Here is a 21506-nt window from a genome sequence, read left to right as displayed (position 1 = left end):
CGGCGCCTTTCAGGTGTTCTGGCGGTAGAGGGCGTCGATCAGCTGCTGGGATCGGATCGCCTCCTCGGGGCCGATCCAGAACGGCTCGGGATCGGCCAGCTTGCGGTAGAAATCGGCGATGATGAGCTCGTGCGACGCTCCCCAGTAATCGCGTCCGCCGGTGCTCTCGCGATGTTCGGCGACGACGTCGACGCGGCCGTCGGCGTACGCGACGGTCAGATCGCCGCGGAGGGTGAGCGTCGCCTTCTCGGTGACGATCTCGATGCTGACCGGAGAGTCGGTGGCGTTGGTGACCGTGGCGAAAATGACGCTGCGCGCGCCGTTCGCGTGGTCGAGCATCAGGCTCGCGGTGTCCTCGACGTCGCCCGGAAACCCGCCGTAGCGCCCGGCGTGCCCCCGCACGGCGGTGACGTCGCCGACCAGCCATTGCACCAGGTCGATGGTGTGTATCGCCTGATTGATCAGGACACCGCCGCCGCTGCGCCGACGGTCGCCGCGCCACGGCCGGTTGCGGTAGTACTGCGGGGTGCGGTGCCAGAGGACGGTGGCCGACGCGCCGGCGATCTCGCCCAGCCCGGGGAGGAGGTCGCGGGCGTGCCGCGACGCCAGGTTGTAGCGGTTCTGCAGGCAGACCCCCACCTTGAGATGCGGGAATTCCTTCGCGGCCGCGATCAGGCGCTCGGCCTCGTCGAGGGTGTGTGCCACCGGCTTCTCGAGGAAGACGTGCGCGCCGCGTTCGAGCGCGTCGATCGCGATCGGCACGTGCTGGTCGTGCGGGGTGCAGATGTGCACCACCTCGGGGCGGAGGTCGTCGAGAAACCTCCGGTGGTCGCTGTCGCAGACTCCCACGAGGTCGGCGCCCAGCTTCTCGATCGCCGCGAGGTGCACCACCGACACGTCCCCCGGGCCGATGACCGCGACCCGCGTCACTTGACGCCGCCCGCGGTCAGCCCGCCCACCAGGTAGCGCTGGAAGACCAGGTAGAGGATGACGACCGGCGCCGCGCAGACCAGCGCCGCGGCCATCATCTGCGAGTACACCGGCAGCGCCCCGCCCTCCTGCGACGACCCGAAGATCTGCAACGCCACCGCGGCGGTGTGCGTCTCGGGCCGGGTCAGCACCGACGCGAACAGCACGTCGTTCCAGCCGAGCAGGAACGCGAAGATGGCCGCGACCACGATCGCCGGCAGGCTCAGCGGGAAGATGATCCGCCGCAGGATGACCAGCGTGGACGCCCCCTCGGTGCGGGCCGCCTCCTCGAGCTCGCGCGGCAGCCCGCGCAGGTAGGTGACCATCACCCAGGTCGAGAACGGCAGCGCGAAAGTCAGGTACGCCACGAACAGTCCCCACCTGGTGCCGACGACGGTCAGGCCCAGATAGTTTCCGGCCGAGGAGAACAGCACGAAAACCGGGAGCAGCATCAGGGTGCCGGGGATGCTCTGCAGGCCGACCAGGCCGCGCAGGATGGTCAACCGTCCCCGGAACTGGTAGCGAACCAGGACGTACGCGGTGGTGGTGCCGAGCAGCGCCGAGAAGATCGCGGTGAACCCGCAGACGATCAGGCTGTTGACGATGCCGGTGGACAGGTCGGCCGTGGTCCAGATTTTCGAATAGCTTTCCAGGCTGAACGAGCTGGGCCAGAACTCGCCGGCCGCCACGCCCACGTCGCTGTTCAGCGACGCCAGGACGATGTACGACAGCGGCACCAGCACCATCGCGCACAGCAGCACGGTGACCGTCACCAGCAGCGGCCGTGGCAGGAGCCGGGTGGCCTCGGCGTGCGCGCTCATCGCCGTACCCCCTCTTCATGGACATCGAGACGGACGGCCCGGAGATAAACGAAAAGCGGGATGAGCACCAGGATCAGCGACACCACCGCCATCGCCGCGCTGAGCCCGAACCGCAGGCTCTGGAAACTGGTCACGTAGACCAGCATCGGCATCACATTGACGTTGTCCGGGGCGGGCGCGCCGAACAGCACGAACGGCAACGTGAAGTTGTTGATGTGGTTGAGCGTGGCGAGCAGGCAAGCCAGCAGCACCGGGCCGCGCAGGTAGGGCAGGATCACCTTGATCAGCTTCGGCCACCAGGTCACGCCGTCCACCGCCGACGCCTCGTGCACCTCGTGGTCGACCGATTGGAGCCCCGCGAGGGCCATCAGGTAGATGAACGGCCAGGCGGCCCAGATCTCGACGAGGATCAGCGTCCAGTAGGAGTTCGGGCCGCTGAGCCAGAGCGTGTTGTTCCGGCCCAGCAACTCGTTGACGATGCCGTCCGGCTGCAGCATCGTTCGCCAGACCGAGGCGACGACAAACGACGGCAGCACGTACGGGATGAGGAAGATCGCCCGGATGATGCCGCGGCCCTTGTATGCGTTCTGCGTGACCAGCGCGGCCGCGATCCCGATCGGCACGGTGGCGGCCGTGGAGATCACCGCGAACGACACGCTGATCCAGATCGACTGCAGCAGGCCGGAGTCGAGGGACTCGGCGTAGTTCGCGAGGCCGATGAACGGGGCCTCGACCCAGCGGCGCAGCGTGTACTGGTCGAGGTCGATCAGCGAGATCCACAGCGCCAGGACGAGCGGGATCAGGATGACCACGATCATCAGCAGGCCGCCGGGAGTCAGCAGCCACAGGGGGCGCTGACGCTCGGTGACGCCGCGTCGCTTGTGTTCCTTGGGCGCCGCTTTCTGCGGCGCCCGCAGCAGGGTGGTCATGTCACTGGGCCCGGGTTCACTTCGCCCGGTCCAGCGAGGACTGCGCCGCCTTCTGCGCGTCGGCGATCCGGGCGTCGATCTGGGCCGGGCTGATCGATCCCTTGGCCAGGTCGGGCAGCGACTGCACCGCCACGTTCGTCAGCGCCAGCTGGATGTCGCTCCAGGCGCCGGTGAACGGCGTGGCCACCGACTTCTTCGCCGCCTCGGTCACCGGGCCCAGCTTCGGGTCCGACGCGAGGCTCTGCAGCGCGGACGCGTTGGCGGGCAGGTTGCCGAACTTCTGGTAGTAGTCGAGCTGCACGTCCGGGTCGGTGACCAATTTGACGTACGCGAAAGCCAGGTCTTTGTTCTTCGAGTAGTCGGCCACGAGCAGGTTGTCGCCGGAGAGGATGCTGGCGGCCTCGACGCCGTTGGCGGGCCGGCTGGTCGCGCCGGGCGGCACGGTCGGCAGCAAGGTGAACGCCCATTTGCCCTTCACCGCGCCCTGCTCGAGCGAGTTGGTGGCGGTCGAGGTGGTCAGCAGGAAGTAGCCGGTCTTGCCCTTCGCGAACGCGGCGAGGGCCTGCGGGTTCGTCCACCCGACGGCGGCCGGGTCGACCACCTTGTCGTTGGCCAGCCAGCCGAAGTAGGTCTGGTACGCCTTCTGCACGGTCGGGTCCTGGATCTTCGCCGTCTTGCCGTCGACCAGGGGGTTGCCGGCCTGCACCGACATGCCCCAGACGAATTTCCACGGGTCGAAGTTGTCCTTGTACGCGACCGCGAGGCCGTACTGATCGCCCTTGGTCAGCTGCTTGGCCTGCTGGGTGAGCTCGTCCCAGGTGGTCGCCGGCTTGTCGATGCCGGCCGCCTTGAGCAGCTCGGTGTTGTAGGCCATGACGAACGGGCGGCTCACCCACGGGATGCCGACCTGGTTCTGCTCGTCCGGGCCCGAGATGCCGAGGGTGGCCGGGTTGAACTTCTCCTTGCCGCCGATCTTCTTCCATTCCTCGTCGCCCATCTTCACGAACGCGCCGGTCGAGTAGGCCGTGGGCGTGAAGGTGGTGCCGACCGCGTACACGTCGGGCCCGGAGCCCGACACCACCGAGGTCTGTATCTTGGTGAGCTCGTCGTTGGCGCTGGCGAACGTCTCGAACTTCACCGTCGCGCCGGTCTGCGCCTTGAACTTGTCGCTGATCGACTTCTGCCAGGCCTGGAACTCCTCGGGGTACTGCGTGTTCGCCCCGATCAGCACGTTGAGGGTCTTCCCCCCGCCGTCGCCGCCGCTGTCGTCGCCGCCCCCGCAAGCGGTGAGCGCGGCGGCGGCAAGCACCGTCGCACCGGCCAGCGCCATGATCTTTCCGGTACGCATGATGGTCTCCTTCGGTGCGTGCCGCGGATGGAGTGATGCCCGTCACTGTCAGCCCCGCCCGGCGCGCTGGGCAAGCGGTTGCCAGTTGTTGCTCCGGCCGTCAGGCAACATGTGGCAACCGCTTGCCCACCGCGTGCCGCGCCGCTCAGGCTCGGGCGCATGGCTGCCCCGCACCCCGACCGCCTGCTGCCCGCCGACCCCGGGGTGCGCCCGATCGCGCGCCGTCTCTACACCGAGGTCCGGGAGCTGCCGATCGTCAGCCCGCACGGCCACGTCGACCCGCGCATCCTGCGCGACGACACGCCGTTCGCCGATCCGGCCAGCCTGTTCATCCAGCCCGACCACTACGTGACCCGGTTGCTGCACGCCGGCGGGGTGCCGCTGCGGGACCTCGGCGTGGGGGAGGGGCCGCTGCCGCCCGACCGCGCGCGGCACGCCTGGCGGCTGCTCTGCGCCAACTGGCATCTGCTGCGCGGGACGCCAGTCCGGTACTGGTTCGACAACGAGCTGGCCGACATCTTCGAGATCACGTCACGGCCGTCCGCCGCAAACGCCGATGATCTGTACGACCGGATCGCCGCCCTTCTGGCGGCGCCGAGCCACCGTCCCCGGGCGCTGCTGCGCCGGTTCGGCATCGACTTCCTGGCCACCACCGACGATCCCGCCGACGACCTGGCCGCGCACCGCTTCCTGCGGGACGACCCGGCGGTGGCCACCACGGTCGCGCCGACCTTCCGGCCGGACCGCTACCTCGAGGCGGGCCGGCCCGGCTGGCCCACCTACGTCAAGGAACTGGGCGGGGACGTCGGCGACTACGCCGGCTACCTCGCGGCGCTGGAGGAACGTCGCCGCTACTTCGTCGCCCACGGCGCGGTGTCGGCCGACCACGGGCACGCCGACGCCGGGACCGAGCCGCTCGACCGCCGCGACGCCGAGCGGCTCTACCGCTCGGCGCTGGCCGGGACGATCACGCCCGCCGAGGCAACGGCCTTCCGCCGGCACATGACTTTCGAGATGGCCCGCATGTCCTGCGACGACGGTCTCGTCATGACGCTGCATCCGGGCATCCACCGCAACCACCACCCGCCGACGCTCGCCGCGTTCGGCCCCGACACCGGGCACGACATCCCGGTCGCGGCCGAGTTCACCCGGGCGTTGCGGCCGCTGCTGAAGCGCTTCGGCACCCACCCGGGGTTCCACCTGGTGCTGTTCACCGTGGACGCGACGGTCTACAGCCGGGAGATCGCGCCGCTGGCCGGGTTCTACCCCTCGGTGTACGCGGGGGCGCCGTGGTGGTTCCTCGACAATCCCGCCGAGATCCGGCGCTACCAGCAGTCGGTCACCGAGATCGCCGGCTTCTCCCGGCTGTCCGGCTTCATCGACGACACCCGGGCGTTCTGCTCGATCCCCGCCCGCCACGACATGTCGCGCCGCCTCGACGCGGGTTTCCTGGCCTCGCTGGTGGCCGAGCACCGCCTCGACGAGGACGAGGCCCTCGACACGCTGACGGCCCTGGTGACCACCCAGCCGCGGGCGGTCTTCAAGCTCTGAGCCGCTCCGGGATCGCCGCGCCGACCACCAGCCCGTCGGCGGCCGCGGCGGCCATCGCTTCCTGGAGCACGAGCCGCTCGGGGCGGTTCTGCTCGCGGGCGAGGCCGGCGACGTCGGCGAACTCCGGCATCACCTGGACCACCACGCCGTCGCGGTGACCGACCTTCACGGCGACGTGGCCCTCGCCGACGGTCACCTGGACGAAGCCGCGCTCCAGCGCCACCCGCCCGCGCGGGCTGTGCCGTATGCCGAGCGTGCTCGTGTCGCGGAAAATCCGCTCGCGCAGGGCGCCGGCGCGCTCGGCGGCGCAGAGCACGCTCAGTGTGTGAGCGGGCCGTCCCTTCTTCATCAGGATCGGCGTGAGCCAGGTGTCGGCCGCGCCCAGCTCGAGCAGGCCGTCGAGGACCCCCGGCCAGAGCCGCGGGTCGAGGTCGTCGACGTTGGCCTCGAGCAGCACGAGCGTCTCGCCGGCCGTCCGCGCCGGGCCGTCGGCTGTTTGCGCCGGGCCGCCGGCCGTCGGGGCCGGGCTGCCGAGCAACACGCGGACCACGTTGGCGTGATCCGCCGGGTCGCGGCCGCCCGCGCCCACTCCGACGGCGTCGAGCACCATCGGGGGCAGCGGCTCGCACGCGCCGGCCAGGGTGCGCAGCAGCGCCATCCCGGTCGGTGTCGCCAGCTCGCCGTCGCCGCCGGCCGCGACCTGCCAGCCCCGCGCGAGCTCGGCCACCGCGGGCGCCGGAACCGGCAGGCGGCCGTGCCGGGTGCGGACGCTTCCCGAGCCCAGCGCCACCGGCCCGGCCGAGACGGACGCGATCCCCAGGTCGTGCAGCGCCGCGCAGCACCCCACCACGTCGGCGATCGCGTCGAGCGCCCCCACCTCGTGGAAGTGCACCGCGTCGGGGGTCACGCCGTGGACGTGCGCCTCCGCCTCGGCGAGCCGCTGGAAGACGGCGGTGGCGTTGCGGTGGACCGGCGCCGGCAGGGCGGCCCGGTCGAGCAGGTCGCGCACGTCCCGCCAGGTGCGTTCGGGCGGCTCGGCGACCAGCGCTTCGACATCCACCTTGAGCGCGCGCAGCCCGGCCCGGGCCACCTCGCGGGCGCTCACCCGGACACTCCCGCTGGAGACGGCCTCGACCGCCGCCCGGACCGCGCCGAGACCGGCGCCCGCGTCGAGAAGGGCGCCGAGCAGCATGTCACCGGCCACCCCGGCGGACGCGTCGATCCAGGCGTGCCGGTGCGCGCTCACGTCAGGTCCACCCTGGCCGCAACCGTGTCGACCCGGCCGTGCTCTTGCGTGCTCACGTCGGGTCCGCCCTGGCCGCAACCGTGTCGACCCGGCCGTGCTCTTGCGTGCTCACGTCAGGTCCGCCTCGGCCGCATCCGCGTCGGCCGGGGCGGCTATCTGGGCGGCGAGGTGGCCGGCGCCGTAGCCGTTGTCGATGTTCACCACCGCCACGCCTGGGGCGCAGGCGTTGAGCATGGTCAGGAGGGCGGCCAGGCCCTCGAACGCGGCGCCGTAGCCGACCGAGGTCGGCACCGCCACCACCGGCGCGGCGATCAGGCCGGCCACCACGCCGGGCAGCGCGCCGTCCATGCCGGCCACGACGACGACGGCGCGGGCGTGGCGCAGGAGCTCGAGGTGGGCGAGGACCCGGTGCAGGCCGGCCACGCCGACGTCGACCACCAGGTTCGCCTCGCGACCCAGGTAACGGGCGGTCAGCAGGGCCTCGCGGGCCACCGGCAGGTCGGAGGTGCCCGCCGCCACGACCGCCACCGGGCCGCCGGCCGGGGCAGGCGGGGTGGGCGGCCAGGCGAGCAGGCCCGCATCGGGGTCGTGGAAGGCGTCGGGCAGCACGTCGAGGACCGCGGCCGCGTGCTCGCGGGCCGCGCGGGTGAAGAGGGTGACGACCTCGGGATGGGTGCGCATCTCGGCGGCTATCCCGGCCACCTGCGACGGGGTCTTGCCGGCGCAGTAGACCGCCTCGGGGTAGCCCCGGCGCCCCGCGCGGCCGAGGTCGAGGTCGGCGTAGGCGGACAGGTCGGTCACCGGCGGGCCGCCCGGGTGAAGGCGCCCGACTGGATGCCGGCCAGGTCGAGGGCCACGAAGCGGAAGCCCGCCTCGGTCACGGCGCGGTGGACGGCCTCCCGTAGTTCGCCGGCCGCGCGCTCCAGGTCGGCGATCGGCAGCTCGAGACGCGCGATCTCGCCGTGGTGGCGTACCCGGAAGTCGCCGAAACCCAGCCGGCGGAGAGCCGCCTCCGCCCGCTCCACCTGGCTCAGCTTCAGCGCGTCGACCGGGATGAAATGGGGGATGCGGGAGGCCAGGCACGGCGCGGCGGGCTTGTCGGCGCTCGGCAGGCCCAGGGCGCGGGCGATGCCGCGGACGTCGGCCTTGGTCAACCCGGCCGTGGCCAGCGGCGTCAGCACCCGGTGCGCGGCGGCGGCGCGGGAGCCGGGACGGTCGGTGCGGCGTACGTCGTCGGCGTTCTCCCCGTAGGCGACCGCGTCGAGCCCGTGATCGGCGGCCTCGATGCGGGTGAACAGCTCGTCCTTGCACCAGAAACAGCGATCGGGGCCGTTCGCGCGGTACTCGGCGCGGTCGCCCTCGTGGGTCTCGACCTCGGCCAGCCGTACGCCCAGGTGGCGGGCGACCTCGTGCGCGCCGTCCCGTTCGTCGGCGGCGAGGCTGGGCGACACCCCGAGCAGCGCCAGCACCCGCGACGGGCCGAGGGCGCGGGCGGCCAGCGCCAGCAGCACCGACGAGTCGACGCCGCCGGAGAACGCCACGCCGAGCCGCTGCACGCCGTCGAGCTGCCGCGCGACGCCGGCGGTGGCGCGGTCGACCAGGTCGCTGTTCATGACTGCCATTCCATGCCGTCAACCCTGCCACGCGCCAAGCGGTTGCCAGATGTTGCGGCGGCATGGCGCCGCCACGTTCCCGGTGGAATCCCGAAGGCTTCCCGGAACCGGGCGGCGAACGCGCCCTCGGAGGCGTACCCGACGCGTGCGGCGACCGCGGCCACGGTCAGCCGCTCGTCGCGCAGCAGGCGCCGGGCGTGATGCAGGCGCAGCGACTGGAGGTAGCGCATCGGCGGCACACCGACCGTGGCGGAGAAGCGGGCGGCGAACGCCGTCCGCGACAGGGTCGCCGTCGCGGCCAGCGACCGCAGGGTCCACGGCCGCGCCGGATCGGCGTGCAGCGCGCCGAGCGCGGCGGTCAGGTGCGGATCGCGAAGGCCGGCCAGCCACCCCGGGTGATCGGTGACCTCGCCGTGCCAGCGCAGCGCCCGGGCGATCAGCGCATCCGACAGCCGGGCCATGACCAGGTCGCCGGCCGGGCCCGGGTCGAACGCCTCCTGACGCAGCGCCGCCACGTACGGGGGTCAGCCAGGGCGGCGGATCGCCGTGCGCGCCCGGGATGTGCAGCACCCGGGGCAGGCCGCGCAGGGCCGGATGTTCCGGGTCGTCCGTGACGAAGGCGCCGCACACGATCGTGGCCGTCGCCTCCCCGGGGCCGCCGCCGCGCAACCGGGCGCCGGGCGTCCGCGCTGCCAGCTCGAAGCCCGAGGTCGCGCGGGCGCGGCCGGCCCGCAGCTCGTGGTCGTCGCCGCGCGGCAGGATCACCGTGTCCCCGGCGCTCAGCGGGGTGACCTGGCCGTCCGGCAACGCCAGGTCGCACTGGCCGGTCGCGATCAGGTGCACGCCGCGCAGCCCCGGCCGGTCGAAGACGAGCCGGAACGGCGCGGTCATCTCGATCCAGCGGTACGCGGCGCTGGTGAACCGCAACTCGCGCAGGATCGTGCCCAGGACGTCCGAGGTGGTTTGCGGGACGGACACGCCTGGATTGTCCCGCCCGTCTTTCCTAGCGTCGAGGCATGGACAACGTATTGGTGACCGGATCGACGGGAATCGGCGGCGCGGTCGCGGCGGCGCTGGGGGAGCGCGCCGTGACCGTGGGCCGCCGACCCGGCGGATGCGGCGGCCGTCCCGGTGCGGTTGGCGACCGGCCCCCGCCTGCCGTCCGGCTTCTACGGACCGGCCTGCCGCCCGCTGCCCATCCCCGCCCGGATCACCGCCACCCGGCGCGCGGACCTGTGGGACGCGAGCGAGGACCTGATCCGCCCATGGCTGAGCGCCGGCACGAGGGCTACGCCGCGGCCGGCACGCTGACCGGTCACCGCAGCACGGCGTCGTGCAGCGCCTGCCGGATCGGGTCGATCGGCGGGATCCCGCTCAGCCCGGCCGGGTGCCGGTAGAGCCGGCAGGCGAGGGCCGGCTCCTGCCCGGAGTCGGGAAAGGGATCACGGCCGTCGATCAGGATCGTGGGCGAGCCGATGAACCCGATCCGGTCGGCCTCGTCCTGCGTGTCGATGATGAGGGTGGTGACGGGGACATCATTCAGCCCGGCCTCGTCCAGAGCCCCGCGGAGGACTGCGGCGGCCGGCTCGGCGTGCGGGCAGTTCGGCACCGCGAGCAGTTGCACGAGCATGGTCACGATCGGCGGTCCGGTTCGGCGTCGCCGGTCCTGCGGGGGAGGTGCCATGCTGGAAGCATGGCACCGCAGCAGAGACCCGGGCCCGACGGACAACAGATCCGCGCCTCGGATGCTGAACGGGAGCAGGTCGCCCACATTCTGCGGACCGCGATGGGCGAGGGCCGGCTCACCCTCGACGAGGGCGAGCAACGCCTGACCGCGGTGTACCAGGCCGTTTACCGCGACGACCTGGCGCAGCTGACCGCCGACCTGCCCGAGAACGGCCGGTACGCGCTGGCCGAGCTGCCAGAGGCGAAGACGGCCGTCGTGCGCGACCGGCGCCGGAAGGCCGCCGTGGCCGCGGCTGTGGTGCTGGCGGTGACGGCTCTGGTCGGAGTCTGGGCGCTTACCGGCGCACACTTCCTGTGGCCCGGGTTCCTGTTCTTCCTCTTCGTTTTCCGTCCGTTCGCGCGTGGCCGGCACCATCACCGCTGACGGCTCGGCCGCTACTTGAGTCCCTCGAGGGCGCGCGCCTGCGTCGGGGCGAGCGCGGCGCCCAGGGTGCGGGCCGTGTCGATCAGCGGGACATGGCTGAACGCCTGCGGGAAGTTTCCGACCAGGCGGTGCTCGGCCGTGTCGTACTCCTCGGCCAGCAGGCCCACGTCGTTGCGCAGGGCCAGCAGGCGGGCGAAGGTCTCCCGCGCGTCGTCGTGGCGGCCCATCAGGGCGTAGTTGCTCGCCAGCCAGAACGTGCACGCCAGGAACGCGCCCTCGCCGGGTGGCAGGCCGTCCACCCCGGTGCCGGGGTGCTGGGTGTAGCGCTGCACGAAACCTTCGGCCATCAGGTGCTTCTCGATGGCCGCGACGGTGCCGGCCACCCGCTCGTCGTCGCCGGGGAGGAAGCCGACGAGCGGGACCATCAGCATCGCGGCGTCCAGCTCGTCGGAGCCGTAGAACTGGGTGAAGGTCCGGCGGTCCGGGTCGTAGCCCTTCGCCAGGATCTCGTCGCGGATCTCGTCGCGCAGCGCGGACCAGCGGTCGGCCGGGCCGTCCAGGCCGAACTCCTCGACCGCCTTGACCGCGCGGTCGGCGGCCACCCACGCCATCAGCTTCGAGTGGACGAACTGCTTCGGGCCGCCGCGCACCTCCCAGATGCCCTCGTCGGGATCGCGCCAGTGTTCCTCGACGAACGACATCAGCTTCACCTGCAGGCCCCACGCGGGGTCGTCGGCCTTCAGGCCCGCCCGGCGGCCCTGGTGCAGGGCATCCATCACCTCGCCGTACACGTCGAGCTGGAACTGCTCGGCGGCGGCGTTGCCGATCCGTACGGGATTGCCGTCATAGCCGGTCAGCCACGTCGCCACGTACTCGTCGAGGCGGCGCTCGCCGGCCACGCCGTACATGATCTGCAGCTCGGCGGGGTTGCCGGCGATCGCCCGCAGCAGCCACTTGCGCCAGGCGATCGCCTCGCTCTGGAAACCCGAGTACAGCAGCGACTGCAGGGTGATGGTGGCGTCGCGCAGCCAGCAGAACCGGTAGTCCCAGTTGCGCACGCCGCCGAGCTTCTCGGGCAGGCTGGTGGTGGCGGCCGCGACGATGCCGCCGGTCGGGGCGTAGGTGAGGGCCTTGAGCGTCAGCAGCGACCGCACCACCGCGTCGCGGTACTCGCCCTCGTAGGTGCAGGCCGACACCCAGCCACGCCAGTAACCCTCGGTCACGCCCAGCTCGTGCGCCGCGTCGACCGGCTCGGGCGCCGGCAGGTGCGAGGGCCGCCAGGTCAGCACGAACGGCACCCGGTCACCGGTGGTCACCTCGAACTCCGCCAGCGTCGCCAGGTTCTCCCCGCGCGTCGCGACCGGGGTGCGCAGCCAGGCCGCGTCCGGACCGGCCACCGCGACCAGGTCGTCCTGCTCGCGATACACCCACGGGACCACGTGCCCATAGTCGAAGCGCAACCGCAGAACCATTTCCATTCGTACGGTTCCGCGCACGCCTTCGACTATCCGCACGAGGTCCGGCGCCTCCCCGCGCGGCGGCATGAAGTCGATCAGCCGTGCCACGCCGTCCGCGGTCTCGAACTCGGTCTCCAGCACCAGCGTGTCGTCCCGGTAGCGGCGCCGGGTGGCGACCACGTCCCCGGCCGGCCGGATCGTCCAGTGCCCGTTCTCCTCGTCGCCGAGCAGTGCCGCGAACACCGCCCCCGAGTCGAACCGGGGCGCGCAGTACCAGTCGATCGACCCGTCCCGGCCCACCAGCGCGGAGGTCTGCGTGTCCGCGATGATCGCGTAGTCCTCGATGGGAAGCGCCATGCAGCCTCCTTACCCCGGCGCCGCGCCGTGTAGTCGGCGAAGCCGGTCAGCGGGTCAGGACCGGGGCCAGCACGTCGTGGACGTACGTGTTGGGGTGTTTGCCGGTGAACCGGTCGGCGAGCGGACCGTAGGCGGTGACCGGCACGTCCTGGCCGGTGTGCGAGCCGGTGGTCCAGTCGAGGTTGAAGCTCAGCGTGCTGCCCTTGACCGGGAACGGGCCGTCCTCAGCCGAGACGCCGTCGCCGGACTCGTCGGTGGTGGCGGTGTCCTCGACGGCCAGTCCGCCGGTCTCGTGGTCGCCGGTCACGATCACCAGGGTGTCGCGGTGGGTGGCGGCGTAGTCGCGGGCGACCGTCACGGCCTTCTCCAGCTCGCCCATCGCCTGCAGCATGCGCCGGCCGTTGTTGTCGTGCGCGAACTCGTCGACGTGAAGCGGCCCACCGCGACGTGCGCGCGCAGAGTGATCGGCCGCCGCGCGGAAGCCGGGAACTGTCTCGACTCGGCGTGGCCGGGCGCTGGCCCGTACGCGTGATGTTCGTCTTTCGAAAGGGTGAGGCCGCGCCCGCAGAAAGCGGACGCGGCCCCCGAAACAAGTACTAGCCCTTGACGCTGCCGGCCAGCAGGCCGCGGACGAAGTAGCGCTGGAGCAGCAGGAACACGACCACCGGAACCGCGATGGAGACGAAGGCGCCGGCCGACAACAGCTGCCAGGCGGTGCCGCGGGTGCCGCTGAGGTTGGCCAGGGCCAGGGTGATCGGGGCGACCTCGTTGCCGCCGCCCGCGAAGACCAGGGCGACCAGCAGGTCGTTCCAGACCCACAGGAACTGGAAGATGCCGAACGCCGCCAACGCGGGCGTGAGCAGCGGCAGCATCACCTTGAAGAAGATCGACACGTGCCCGGCGCCGTCGACCCGGGCGGCCTCGATGAGAGTGGTCGGCACCTCCCGCATGAAGTTGTGCAGCAGGTAGATGGCCAGCGGCAGGGCGAACGTCGAGTGGGCGATCCACAGCGTCCAGAACGTGCCGGTCAGGTTGATGTCGACGAAGATCTTCAGCAGGGGGAGCAGGGTGACCTGCAGCGGGACGATCTGCAACGCGAAGATCGCGATGAACAGGAAGTTCTTGCCCTTGAAGTCGATCCAGGCGAAGGCGTACGCGGCCAGCGACGCCAGCGCCAGCGGGATCAGCACCGAGGGAATGCAGATGACCAGCGAGTTGACGAAGAAGTCGGCCATGTTGACGCCACCGTCGGCGCCGAACACCGCCTTGTAGTTGTCCAGCGTCACCGTCGGGTCGGAGAAGAACGTCCACCAGCCCGTGCGCTTGATCGCCCGCTCCGGCCGGAACGAGGAGATCAGCAGGCCGAACGTGGGGATGGTCCAGAGCACCGCGATGATGATCGCGAACAGCGACGCCCATGGCGAACTGAGCTTCTTCTTCGCGATCGAGGCCGCCGACACCGGCTTGGGGGTGATCTCGGGGCCTGTCGTCAAAGGAGTTACGGCGGTCATCGTGCCTCCGATTGACGAACCTGGCGGATGTTGTAGGCGACTACCGGGATGACCAGGATGAACAGGAGCACCGCGAGGGCGGCGCCGAGGCCCTGGTTGTCGGCCCGGAACGTCTGGCTGTAGAACTCGTTGGCCACCACGCTGGTCTTGAAGTTGCCGCCGGTCATCGTCCGGACGATGTCGAAGACCTTCAGCGTGCCGATGCCGATGGTGGTCAGCACGACGACGATGGTCGGGCGGACGCTGGGCACCGTGATGTTGCGGAACATGGTCCAGGCGTTGACGCCGTCGAGCCGGGCGGCCTCGACGATGTCGTCCGGGATCGCCTTGATGGCCGCCGAGAGCACGGTCATGGCGAAGCCGGCCTGGATCCAGATCATCACGATGATCAGCAGCAGCGTGTTGAGCGGCGACTCGATCAGCAGCTGGACCGGCTTGCCGCCGAGCCAGACGATGATCTGGTTGATCAGGCCGATCTGCTTCACGTTGCCCTGGTCGGGGCGGTACTCGTACATGAACTTCCAGATCACCGACGCCGCCACGAAGGAGATCGACATCGGCAGGAAGATCAGCGCCTTCGCGAACGACTCGAACCGCGACCTGTCGACGAGGATCGCGTAGATCAGGCCGATGCCGGTGGCCAGGAACGGGGTGATGACCACCCAGATCACCGTGTTGCGCAGGACCGTGAGCTGATCCTTGTCGGTGAAGATGGTCTTGTAGTTGTCGATGCCGACGAACGCCTTGCCGGCGGCGTCGAAGAACGACTCGTAGATGGTACGGAGGCCGGGGTAGACCAGGCCGACCAGCAACAGGAGGACGACGGGGAGCAGGTATAGATACCCGACCCACTTGTCGCCCTTCCGCCCGCCGAGCCGGCCGGCGAAGAACAGGACGACACCCATGACGGCTGCGAACAGCAGCAGCGCCGCGAGCATCTGCAAGAGTTTCTCAGGGGTGGTGGAGGCGGTGTTGAACACGCGGCCCGTACCTCCTTCGCTTCGGTGAAGAAGAGGCTCAGGGCCGGTCGGGAAGGGGATGCCCTCCCGACCGGCCCCGAATGGAGCTAATCAGATCACTTGGGCCAAGACTTTTCGATGTTGTCCACCGTCGTCTTGGTGTCCTGACCGGTGATCCACGCGGTCGCCTGCTTCCAGAACGAGTCGGAGCCGACCGCCGCCGGCATCTGGTCGGAGCCGTCGAACCGGAACTGCGAGGCCGGGTCGAGCAGGATCTTCGCCGACAGCTGGTCGATCGGGTTCGTCAGGTTGTTCGGGTCGAGGCCCTTGTTGGCGCTGACCCAGCCGCTCGACAGCTTGGCCTTGGTGTTGGCCCAGGTGTCGGAGGACAGGTAGGTCTGGAACGCCTTGACCTCGGGCCGGTCCGCGAAGGCCAGCGTGAACTCGCCGGCGCCGAGCACGGGCTTGGTCGAGGCGTCCTTGCCGGGCAGGTAGAACGCGAAGACGTCGCCGTCCTCGGCCACCTTGGTGCCCTTCGGCCAGTTCGCCGCGTAGAAGCTGGCCTGGCGGTGCATCTCGCACTGGTCGTCGAGGATCGGCAGGCCCGCGTCCTGGAAGGTCGTGGTCGCGATGCTCTTGACGTCGCCGAGACCGCCGTTGACGTACTTGTCGTTCTTCAGGTACCCGCCGACCGCGTCGAAGGCCGCGGTGGACTCGGCGCCGTTGAACGGGATCTGGTGATTGACCCACTTGTCGTACGTCTCGGGCCCGTAGAGCCGGAGCATGAAGTCTTCCACCCAGTCGGTGACCGGCCAGCCGGTGGCGTCACCGGAGTTGATGCCCGCGCACCACGGCTTCTTGCCGTCGGCGACCATCTTGTCGGTGAGGGCCTTCAGCTCGTCGAGGGTGGTGGGGATCGCGTAGTTGGAGTCCTTGAACTCGCTCGGCGAGTACCAGACCAGCGACTTCACGTTCGCGCCCAGCGGGGCGGCGTAGAACTTGCCGTCGACCGTGCCGTACGACTTCCAGTCCTTCGACCAGAACTTGTCGACGTTGGCCTCGGTCTCGGGCGGCGCGGCGACCGCCTTGCCGGTGGCGACCAGCTGCTTGAGCAGGCCGGGCTGCGGCACGTACGCGATGTCCGGCGGGTTGCCGGCCTTCGCGCGCACCAGGACCTGGGTCTCGAAGGACTTGTCGCCCTCGTATTTGATGGTGACGCCGGTGCACTGCTCAAAAGGCTTGTACGAGTCGATCTGCGGGGTGTCCTCGGGGGTCACGATGCTCGTGTAGACCGAGACCGTCTTGCCCTTCAGGTCACCGAATTTCGTGTATGGCGCACAGTCGATAGACGCCCCCGACGCGCCGGTCGACGCGCTGCCGCCGTCGTCGTCGCTGTCGCCGCAGGCTGCCGCGCCGAGCACCAGCCCGGCGCTCAGCGTGCTGGCGAGCACGGCCCGAAAACGCGGGCTCGTAGGTTGACCGAACATACCGCTCCCTATGTCAAATCGCGCCTCCGACGTCCAAAGACGTCGCCGTCCGAAGCGCTACTTGGCTCACAGTCAAGAGGTAACCGGGACGTTGCGCAATGATTTCCGCTTGATCGACTCGGTAACGATACGGCTGCGGCCCCATATCGGGCTTAACCGGTTAAGGAAGAAGCGCTGGTCAGGCCCTCAAAGCACCCTAGTCGCAAAGCCGCCGCCCCGCGGGGATATCTGGGATATCCCGGGGACGGCCGGTGTGTCAGGTCGAAAGCGGACGATACGGACCTGGCTGCGCCCTGCCGTTCGGCGGAGGAGGGGGAATGCCGCTCTTTCGGCCGCCGGGCGGGCGTTTCTCTATCGGCAGGCCTGGCTGCCGCCCGTCGCGGTAGGCGGTGGCTTCCGGTCCTGCCTGCCCCGCCTCGGCCCGCGTCGTCAGTGGCCTGACCCGCCCGATCCTGATGACTCGCCGTTCGGCGCGAACGGCAAGTCATCAGGATCGGGCGCAGGCGATCAACTCATGGCAGATTTAACCGGATATATCCGGCGCAGAAGTAGCATGCTTGCGTAATCTGGACCAGCCGTGCGGCCAGCGGGACGTGCGACCGGCCGCGGCCAGCGGGACGTGCGACCGGCCGCGGCCAGCGGGACGTGCGACCGGCCGCGCCCAGCGGGACGTGCGACCGGCCGCGCACGGCCAGGCGAATCCCGGGGTGTGGCAGCCCCGGCGTGTCTCAGCCCGCGATCGCCAGGTACTTGTAGCCGAGCCGGGCCATGCGGTCGCGGTCGAGCACGTGGCGGCCGTCGAGCAGGATCGGGGTGCGCATCAGGCCCACGAACTTGCCCCAGTCGAGCTCGAGGTACTGCGCCCACTCGGTCACCAGGACCACGGCGTCGCAGTCGTCGAACAGGCCGTCGATGGTCTCCGACAGGTACGGCGCCAGTTCGGGCTGCTCGCGGCGGAACCGCTCGCCGGCGATCGGGTCGTGCAGGCGTACCCGGGCGCCGCGGGCCAGCAGCAGGCCGGCGATGTCGAGCGCGGGGGAGTCGCGCAGGTCGTCGGTGTTGGGCTTGAAGGCCAGGCCGAGCAGGCCGATCTTGCGGCCCTTGAGGATGCGCAGCTCGTCCTGCAGCCGCTCGACCGCCACCAGGCGCTGCCGCTCGTTGACCTCGCGGGCGGCCCGCACGATCGGCATCTCGTAGTTGTACTCGCTCGCGGTGGCGATCAGCGCCTTGGTGTCCTTGCCGAAGCAGGAGCCGCCCCAGCCGACGCCGGCCGCCAGGAACCGCGAGCCGATCCGCTGGTCGAGGCCCATGCCGCGGGTGACCTCGGTGATGTCGGCGCCGACCTTGGCGGCGAGCTGGCCGATTTCGTTCGCGTAGCTGATCTTGAGGGCGAGGAAGGCGTTCGCGGCGTACTTGATCAGTTCAGCGGAGGCGAGGTCGGTGGAGACCAGCGGAACGGCGCCGATGTCGTCGGGGCGTGGCGAGAAACTGGGCGCCGTGAACGTCTGGTTGATGATCGGCCGATAGAGCTGGTTGAGCACCTCGAGGGCGCGCGGATTGTCGGAGCCGATCACGATGCGGTCGGGGAAGAGCGTGTCGTGGATGGCGTTGCCCTCGCGCAGGAACTCGGGATTCGACGCGACCGAGAATTCGCAGTTGGCCGGGCGGTCCTCGCGCTGCGCGAACGACTCGCGCAGAATCGCGTCCACCCAGTTGCCGCTGCCGATCGGCACGGTCGACTTGTTGACCACCACGGTGAACGTGTGGTCGAGGCTCTGCGCGACGCTCTCGGCGGCCGAGCGCAGGTAGCGCAGGTCGGGGCTGCCGTCGGGGGCCGATGGGGTCTGCACGGCGACGAACACCACGTCGGCGCCGGGCACCGCCTCGGCGTAGCTGGTGGTGAAGGTCAGGTTGGGCGCGGCCTCGGCGAGCAGGTCGTCCATGCCCGGCTCGTAGATGGGGCAACGGCCGGCGGTGAGCATGTCGACCTTGCTCTGGTCGAGGTCGACGCAGGTGACCTCGTGGCCGAGGAAGGCGAGGCTGACCCCGGTCGTGAGCCCGACATAACCCGTGCCGACAACGCAAACCCTCATCAAACGCTCCTCAGCCGACGCCAATCAACGGCACATGGTACACAGCGCGGGAAACGCTACCCCCGCGCGAAAGCATCCGCCCGGTTGACGGTCAGTGAGGGTTATTCAGGGCGGTGGAGACCAAGCCGCTGCGTACGGCGAGGTGGGGCTCAAGGTCGGCCCTGAACAACCCTCAGTGTTCACCCCATTTCGGCGCGTTGCTGAACGTTTTTAAGCAATTTACGGCTGCCAATTAGTAAATAGGCACCATTGTCAACGGCGGGTTTCAGGGGCTTGACAGGAACGTGACACGGGACCGACGCTTCTGGGAGCGCTCCCATGTGAACGCACGTCGATGGAAGGTGCCGGATGAGAAGTAAAGCCATCGGGGCGACCGTCTTCGCCCTGTTAGCCGGGGCGGTGGCGGTCGCCCTGGCGCAGCCGACCACGGCGTCGGCGGCGGCGGCCGACCCGTACAACTGGAAGAACGTCCGGATCGACGGGGGTGGCTTCGTCCCGGCCGTCGTCTTCAACCCGGGCGAGAAGAACCTGATCTACGCGCGCACCGACATCGGCGGCGCGTACCGGTGGAACGAGACCGGCCAGAGCTGGACGCCGCTGCTCGACTGGGTCGGCCAGAACAACTGGGGCTACAACGGCGTGCTGTCCATCGCGCCCGACCCGGTCGACACCAACCGCGTGTACGCCGCGGTCGGCATGTACACCAACGACTGGGACCCGAACAACGGCGCCATCCTGCGCTCGGCGGACAAGGGCGCGACCTGGCAGGTCACCACGTTGCCGTTCAAGAACGGTGGCAACATGCCCGGCCGGGGCGTGGGGGAGCGGCTCGCCGTCGACCCGAACAACAACAAGAACGTGTACTTCGCCGCCGAGGGCGGCAACGGCCTCTACCGCAGCACCGACTACGGCGTGACGTTCAGCAAGGTCTCGAGCTTCCCGAACGCCGGCAACTACGTGCAGGACCCGGCCGACACCAACAACTACCTCAACCAGAACCAGGGTCTGGCCTGGGTCACGTTCGGCGCCGCCAACCAGGTCTTCGTGGGCGTCAACGACAAGTCCAACCCGGTCTACCGGTCGAACGACGGCGGCGCCACGTGGACCCGCATCGCCGGGCAGCCGACCGGATATCTCCCGCACAAGGGCGTCGTACAAGGAAACAACCTCTACATCGCGACCAGCGACACCGGCGGGCCGTACGACGGCGCGGCCGGCCAGGTGTGGCGCTACGACATCGCCGCGGGCACGTGGACCGACATCACGCCCACCCCGGCCGCCGACGCCTATTACGGGTACTCCGGACTGACCGTCGATCCACAGAAACCCGGCACGCTGATGGTCGCCACCCAGATCTCCTGGTGGCCCGACGCGATCTTCTTCCGCAGCACCGACTACGGCGCGACCTGGAGCCGGGCCTGGGACTGGACGAGCTACCCGAGCATGTCCAAGCGCTACACCATCGACATCTCGGCCAACCCGTGGCTCGACTTCAACACCAACCCGCAGCCGCCCGAGGCCACGCCGAAGCTCGGCTGGATGAACGAGACCCTCGCCATCGACCCGTTCAACTCGAGCCGCCTGATGTACGGCACCGGCGCCACGGTCTACGGCACGACGAACCTGACCAACTGGGACGCCGGCAGCACGATCACCATCAAGCCGATGGCCAAGGGCCTCGAGGAGACCGCCGTCCTCGACCTGGCCAGCCCGCCATCCGGAGCGCCGCTGGTCAGCGCCCTCGGCGACATCGGCGGTTTCTACCATGCATCGCTCGACGCGGTGCAGGCCGGCTTCCACGACACGCCCGCCCTGGGCAGCAACACCAGCCTCGACTTCGCCGAACTCACGCCCACGGTGTTCGCGCGAGTCGGGAACGCGGACGCCGCCCCGCACATCGGCATCTCCTCCGACGGCGGCAAGAACTGGTACCAGGGCCAGGAGCCGTCCGGCGTCACCGGCGGCGGCACCATCGCGGTCGGCGCCGACGCCGGCTCGATGGTCTGGTCGCCACAGGGGACCGGCGTCTACTACTCGACCACGCGCGGCAGCTCGTGGACGGCTTCGTCCGGCCTCCCGACCGGCGCCGTCGTCGAGTCCGACCGAGTCAACCCCAAGACCTTCTACGCGTACGCCGCCGGCAAGTTCTACACGAGCAAGGACGGCGGCGCCACGTTCACGGCGTCGTCCGCCGCCATGCCGAGCTCCGGCCGGCTGCATTTCCACGCCGTTGCGGGCGTCGAGGGCGAGGTCTGGTTCGCCGGTGAGACCGGCCTGCTCAAGTCCACCGACTCCGGCGCCACCTTCACGAAGGTCCCCTCGGTCACGTCCGGGATCAACGTGGCCTTCGGCAAGGCCGCACCCGGCCAGTCGCACATGGCCGTGTTCCTGGTCGGCACGGTCGACGGGGTCACCGGCGTCTTCCGCTCCGACAACGCCGGCGCCTCCTGGGTGCGGATCAACGACGACGCCCACCAGTACGGCAACATGGGCGACGCCCTCGCCGGCGACCCGCGCGTCTTCGGCCGCGTCTACCTGGGCACCAACGGCCGCGGCATCCTCTACGCCGACCGCACCACCACGGCGACCACGCCGACCGGTTCCACTTCGTCGCCGACACCTTCGTCGCCGACACCGTCCACCTCGTCCCCATCCCCGTCGCAGTCGACCTCGTCGCCGTCGTCGACCACCCCGACGTCCCAGCCGGTCGCCTGCACGGCCACCTACAAGATCACCGGGTCCTGGGGCGGGGGCTTCCAGGGCGAGGTCACCGTCGCCAACACCGGCACCCAGCCCAGCAAGAGCTGGGCCGTCACCTGGAACTACACCGCCGGCCAGACCGTCACGCAGCTCTGGAGCGGCGCCGTCACCCAGACCGGCGCGGCCGTCCGCGTCATCAATGCCGGCTACAACGGCGCCCTCGCCGCCGGAGGCTCCACCACCTTCGGCTTCCTCGGCAACACCACCGGCACCACCAACCCGGTTCCTTCCCCGATCACCTGCACGGCCCTGAGCTGAGCAGGCCGCTCCCCAACCCCCACCCCTCGGAAAGGAA

19 protein-coding genes and 1 pseudogene are annotated in these 21506 nt (G+C 70.2%); 4 read left to right on the top strand and 16 right to left on the bottom strand.

The genetic code is table 11. The annotated features are described in order from the left end of the window. Window positions 1-9: 9 nt before the first annotated feature. From ACIA5D_RS20100 to ACIA5D_RS20085, 4 genes are read right to left on the bottom strand one after another with little or no spacing between them, the layout of a single operon-like run. On the bottom strand, window positions 10-930 hold the full coding sequence (locus tag ACIA5D_RS20100; protein ID WP_396031591.1) for a Gfo/Idh/MocA family protein: 921 nt from the start codon (window positions 928-930) through the stop codon (window positions 10-12). Continuing rightward, window positions 927-1790 carry a carbohydrate ABC transporter permease gene (locus tag ACIA5D_RS20095; protein WP_396031589.1) on the bottom strand — a complete coding sequence of 288 codons (864 nt, stop codon included), beginning with the start codon at window positions 1788-1790 and terminating at the stop codon, window positions 927-929. Before ACIA5D_RS20095 ends, ACIA5D_RS20100 begins: the two co-directional genes overlap by 4 nt. Further along, window positions 1787-2719: a carbohydrate ABC transporter permease gene (locus ACIA5D_RS20090; protein WP_396031587.1), complete on the bottom strand. Its 933-nt coding sequence runs from the start codon at window positions 2717-2719 to the stop codon at window positions 1787-1789. The genes ACIA5D_RS20095 and ACIA5D_RS20090 overlap by 4 nt, the downstream gene beginning before the upstream one ends. Before the next feature lie 16 nt (window positions 2720-2735). Next, complete coding sequence (locus ACIA5D_RS20085) at window positions 2736-4067, bottom strand: ABC transporter substrate-binding protein (protein WP_396031585.1); 1332 nt, start codon at window positions 4065-4067, stop codon at window positions 2736-2738. Window positions 4068-4226: 159 nt separating this feature from the next. Here ACIA5D_RS20085 and uxaC point away from each other — a divergent pair, with 159 nt between their 5' ends. After that, window positions 4227-5618: a glucuronate isomerase gene (gene uxaC / locus ACIA5D_RS20080; protein WP_396031583.1), complete on the top strand. Its 1392-nt coding sequence runs from the start codon at window positions 4227-4229 to the stop codon at window positions 5616-5618. Here the strand turns inward: uxaC and larC are convergent. The 5 genes and pseudogenes from larC to ACIA5D_RS20055 all read right to left on the bottom strand — a co-directional run. Further along, entirely contained in the window at window positions 5608-6864 is a 1257-nt protein-coding gene (gene larC / locus ACIA5D_RS20075) for a nickel pincer cofactor biosynthesis protein LarC (RefSeq protein ID WP_396031581.1), read from the bottom strand. The genes uxaC and larC overlap by 11 nt on opposite strands. A gap of 108 nt (window positions 6865-6972) precedes the next feature. Continuing rightward, complete coding sequence (gene larB, locus ACIA5D_RS20070) at window positions 6973-7665, bottom strand: nickel pincer cofactor biosynthesis protein LarB (protein WP_396031578.1); 693 nt, start codon at window positions 7663-7665, stop codon at window positions 6973-6975. Beyond that, a complete protein-coding gene (gene larE, locus ACIA5D_RS20065) occupies window positions 7662-8477 on the bottom strand; it encodes an ATP-dependent sacrificial sulfur transferase LarE (RefSeq protein ID WP_396031575.1) in 816 nt (271 codons plus the stop codon). Before larE ends, larB begins: the two co-directional genes overlap by 4 nt. Beyond that, on the bottom strand, window positions 8474-8992 hold the full coding sequence (locus ACIA5D_RS20060) for a helix-turn-helix transcriptional regulator (protein ID WP_396031572.1): 519 nt from the start codon (window positions 8990-8992) through the stop codon (window positions 8474-8476). The genes larE and ACIA5D_RS20060 overlap by 4 nt, the downstream gene beginning before the upstream one ends. Window positions 8993-9008: 16 nt before the next feature. Then, window positions 9009-9455 (bottom strand): annotated as a pseudogene (locus ACIA5D_RS20055) (cupin domain-containing protein); the annotation flags it as partial. A gap of 153 nt (window positions 9456-9608) precedes the next feature. On the opposite strand from ACIA5D_RS20055, the gene ACIA5D_RS20050 reads away from it, so the two are divergent. Beyond that, a complete protein-coding gene (locus tag ACIA5D_RS20050; protein WP_396031570.1) occupies window positions 9609-9788 on the top strand; it encodes a hypothetical protein in 180 nt (59 codons plus the stop codon). Between the two features lie 4 nt (window positions 9789-9792). On the opposite strand, the gene ACIA5D_RS20045 is transcribed toward ACIA5D_RS20050, so the two are convergent. Continuing rightward, window positions 9793-10161, bottom strand: coding sequence for a hypothetical protein (locus ACIA5D_RS20045; RefSeq protein ID WP_396031568.1), 369 nt, complete (start codon window positions 10159-10161; stop codon window positions 9793-9795). A 9-nt stretch (window positions 10162-10170) separates the two neighbouring features. On the opposite strand from ACIA5D_RS20045, the gene ACIA5D_RS20040 reads away from it, so the two are divergent. Further along, a complete protein-coding gene (locus ACIA5D_RS20040; RefSeq protein WP_396031566.1) occupies window positions 10171-10587 on the top strand; it encodes a DUF1707 domain-containing protein in 417 nt (138 codons plus the stop codon). Window positions 10588-10598: 11 nt separating this feature from the next. On the opposite strand, the gene ACIA5D_RS20035 is transcribed toward ACIA5D_RS20040, so the two are convergent. From ACIA5D_RS20035 to ACIA5D_RS20010, 6 genes are all read right to left on the bottom strand, one after another. After that, window positions 10599-12401, bottom strand: coding sequence for a glycoside hydrolase family 15 protein (locus tag ACIA5D_RS20035; RefSeq protein ID WP_396031564.1), 1803 nt, complete (start codon window positions 12399-12401; stop codon window positions 10599-10601). 46 nt (window positions 12402-12447) lie between these two features. Beyond that, window positions 12448-12969 carry an alkaline phosphatase gene (locus tag ACIA5D_RS20030; RefSeq protein ID WP_396031692.1) on the bottom strand — a complete coding sequence of 174 codons (522 nt, stop codon included), beginning with the start codon at window positions 12967-12969 and terminating at the stop codon, window positions 12448-12450. Between the two features lie 28 nt (window positions 12970-12997). Further along, window positions 12998-13912, bottom strand: coding sequence for a carbohydrate ABC transporter permease (locus ACIA5D_RS20025; RefSeq protein WP_396031562.1), 915 nt, complete (start codon window positions 13910-13912; stop codon window positions 12998-13000). Continuing rightward, on the bottom strand, window positions 13909-14892 hold the full coding sequence (locus tag ACIA5D_RS20020) for a carbohydrate ABC transporter permease (RefSeq protein ID WP_396031560.1): 984 nt from the start codon (window positions 14890-14892) through the stop codon (window positions 13909-13911). Before ACIA5D_RS20020 ends, ACIA5D_RS20025 begins: the two co-directional genes overlap by 4 nt. 95 nt (window positions 14893-14987) lie before the next feature. Next, window positions 14988-16358 (bottom strand): ABC transporter substrate-binding protein, encoded by a 1371-nt coding sequence (locus ACIA5D_RS20015; RefSeq protein ID WP_396031558.1) that lies wholly within the window; start codon window positions 16356-16358, stop codon window positions 14988-14990. 728 nt (window positions 16359-17086) lie between these two features. Beyond that, window positions 17087-18451 carry a UDP-glucose dehydrogenase family protein gene (locus ACIA5D_RS20010; RefSeq protein WP_396031556.1) on the bottom strand — a complete coding sequence of 455 codons (1365 nt, stop codon included), beginning with the start codon at window positions 18449-18451 and terminating at the stop codon, window positions 17087-17089. A 348-nt stretch (window positions 18452-18799) separates the two neighbouring features. Between ACIA5D_RS20010 and ACIA5D_RS20005 the strand changes: the two genes are divergently transcribed. After that, window positions 18800-21469 carry a cellulose binding domain-containing protein gene (locus ACIA5D_RS20005; protein ID WP_396031554.1) on the top strand — a complete coding sequence of 890 codons (2670 nt, stop codon included), beginning with the start codon at window positions 18800-18802 and terminating at the stop codon, window positions 21467-21469. The last annotated feature ends 37 nt before the right edge of the window (window positions 21470-21506 follow it).

It is taken from the genome of Actinoplanes sp. NPDC051513, from assembly GCF_044454685.1.
In the GTDB taxonomy this organism is placed as follows: domain Bacteria; phylum Actinomycetota; class Actinomycetes; order Mycobacteriales; family Micromonosporaceae; genus Actinoplanes.
This window is presented reverse-complemented; position numbering and strand designations above follow the sequence as displayed.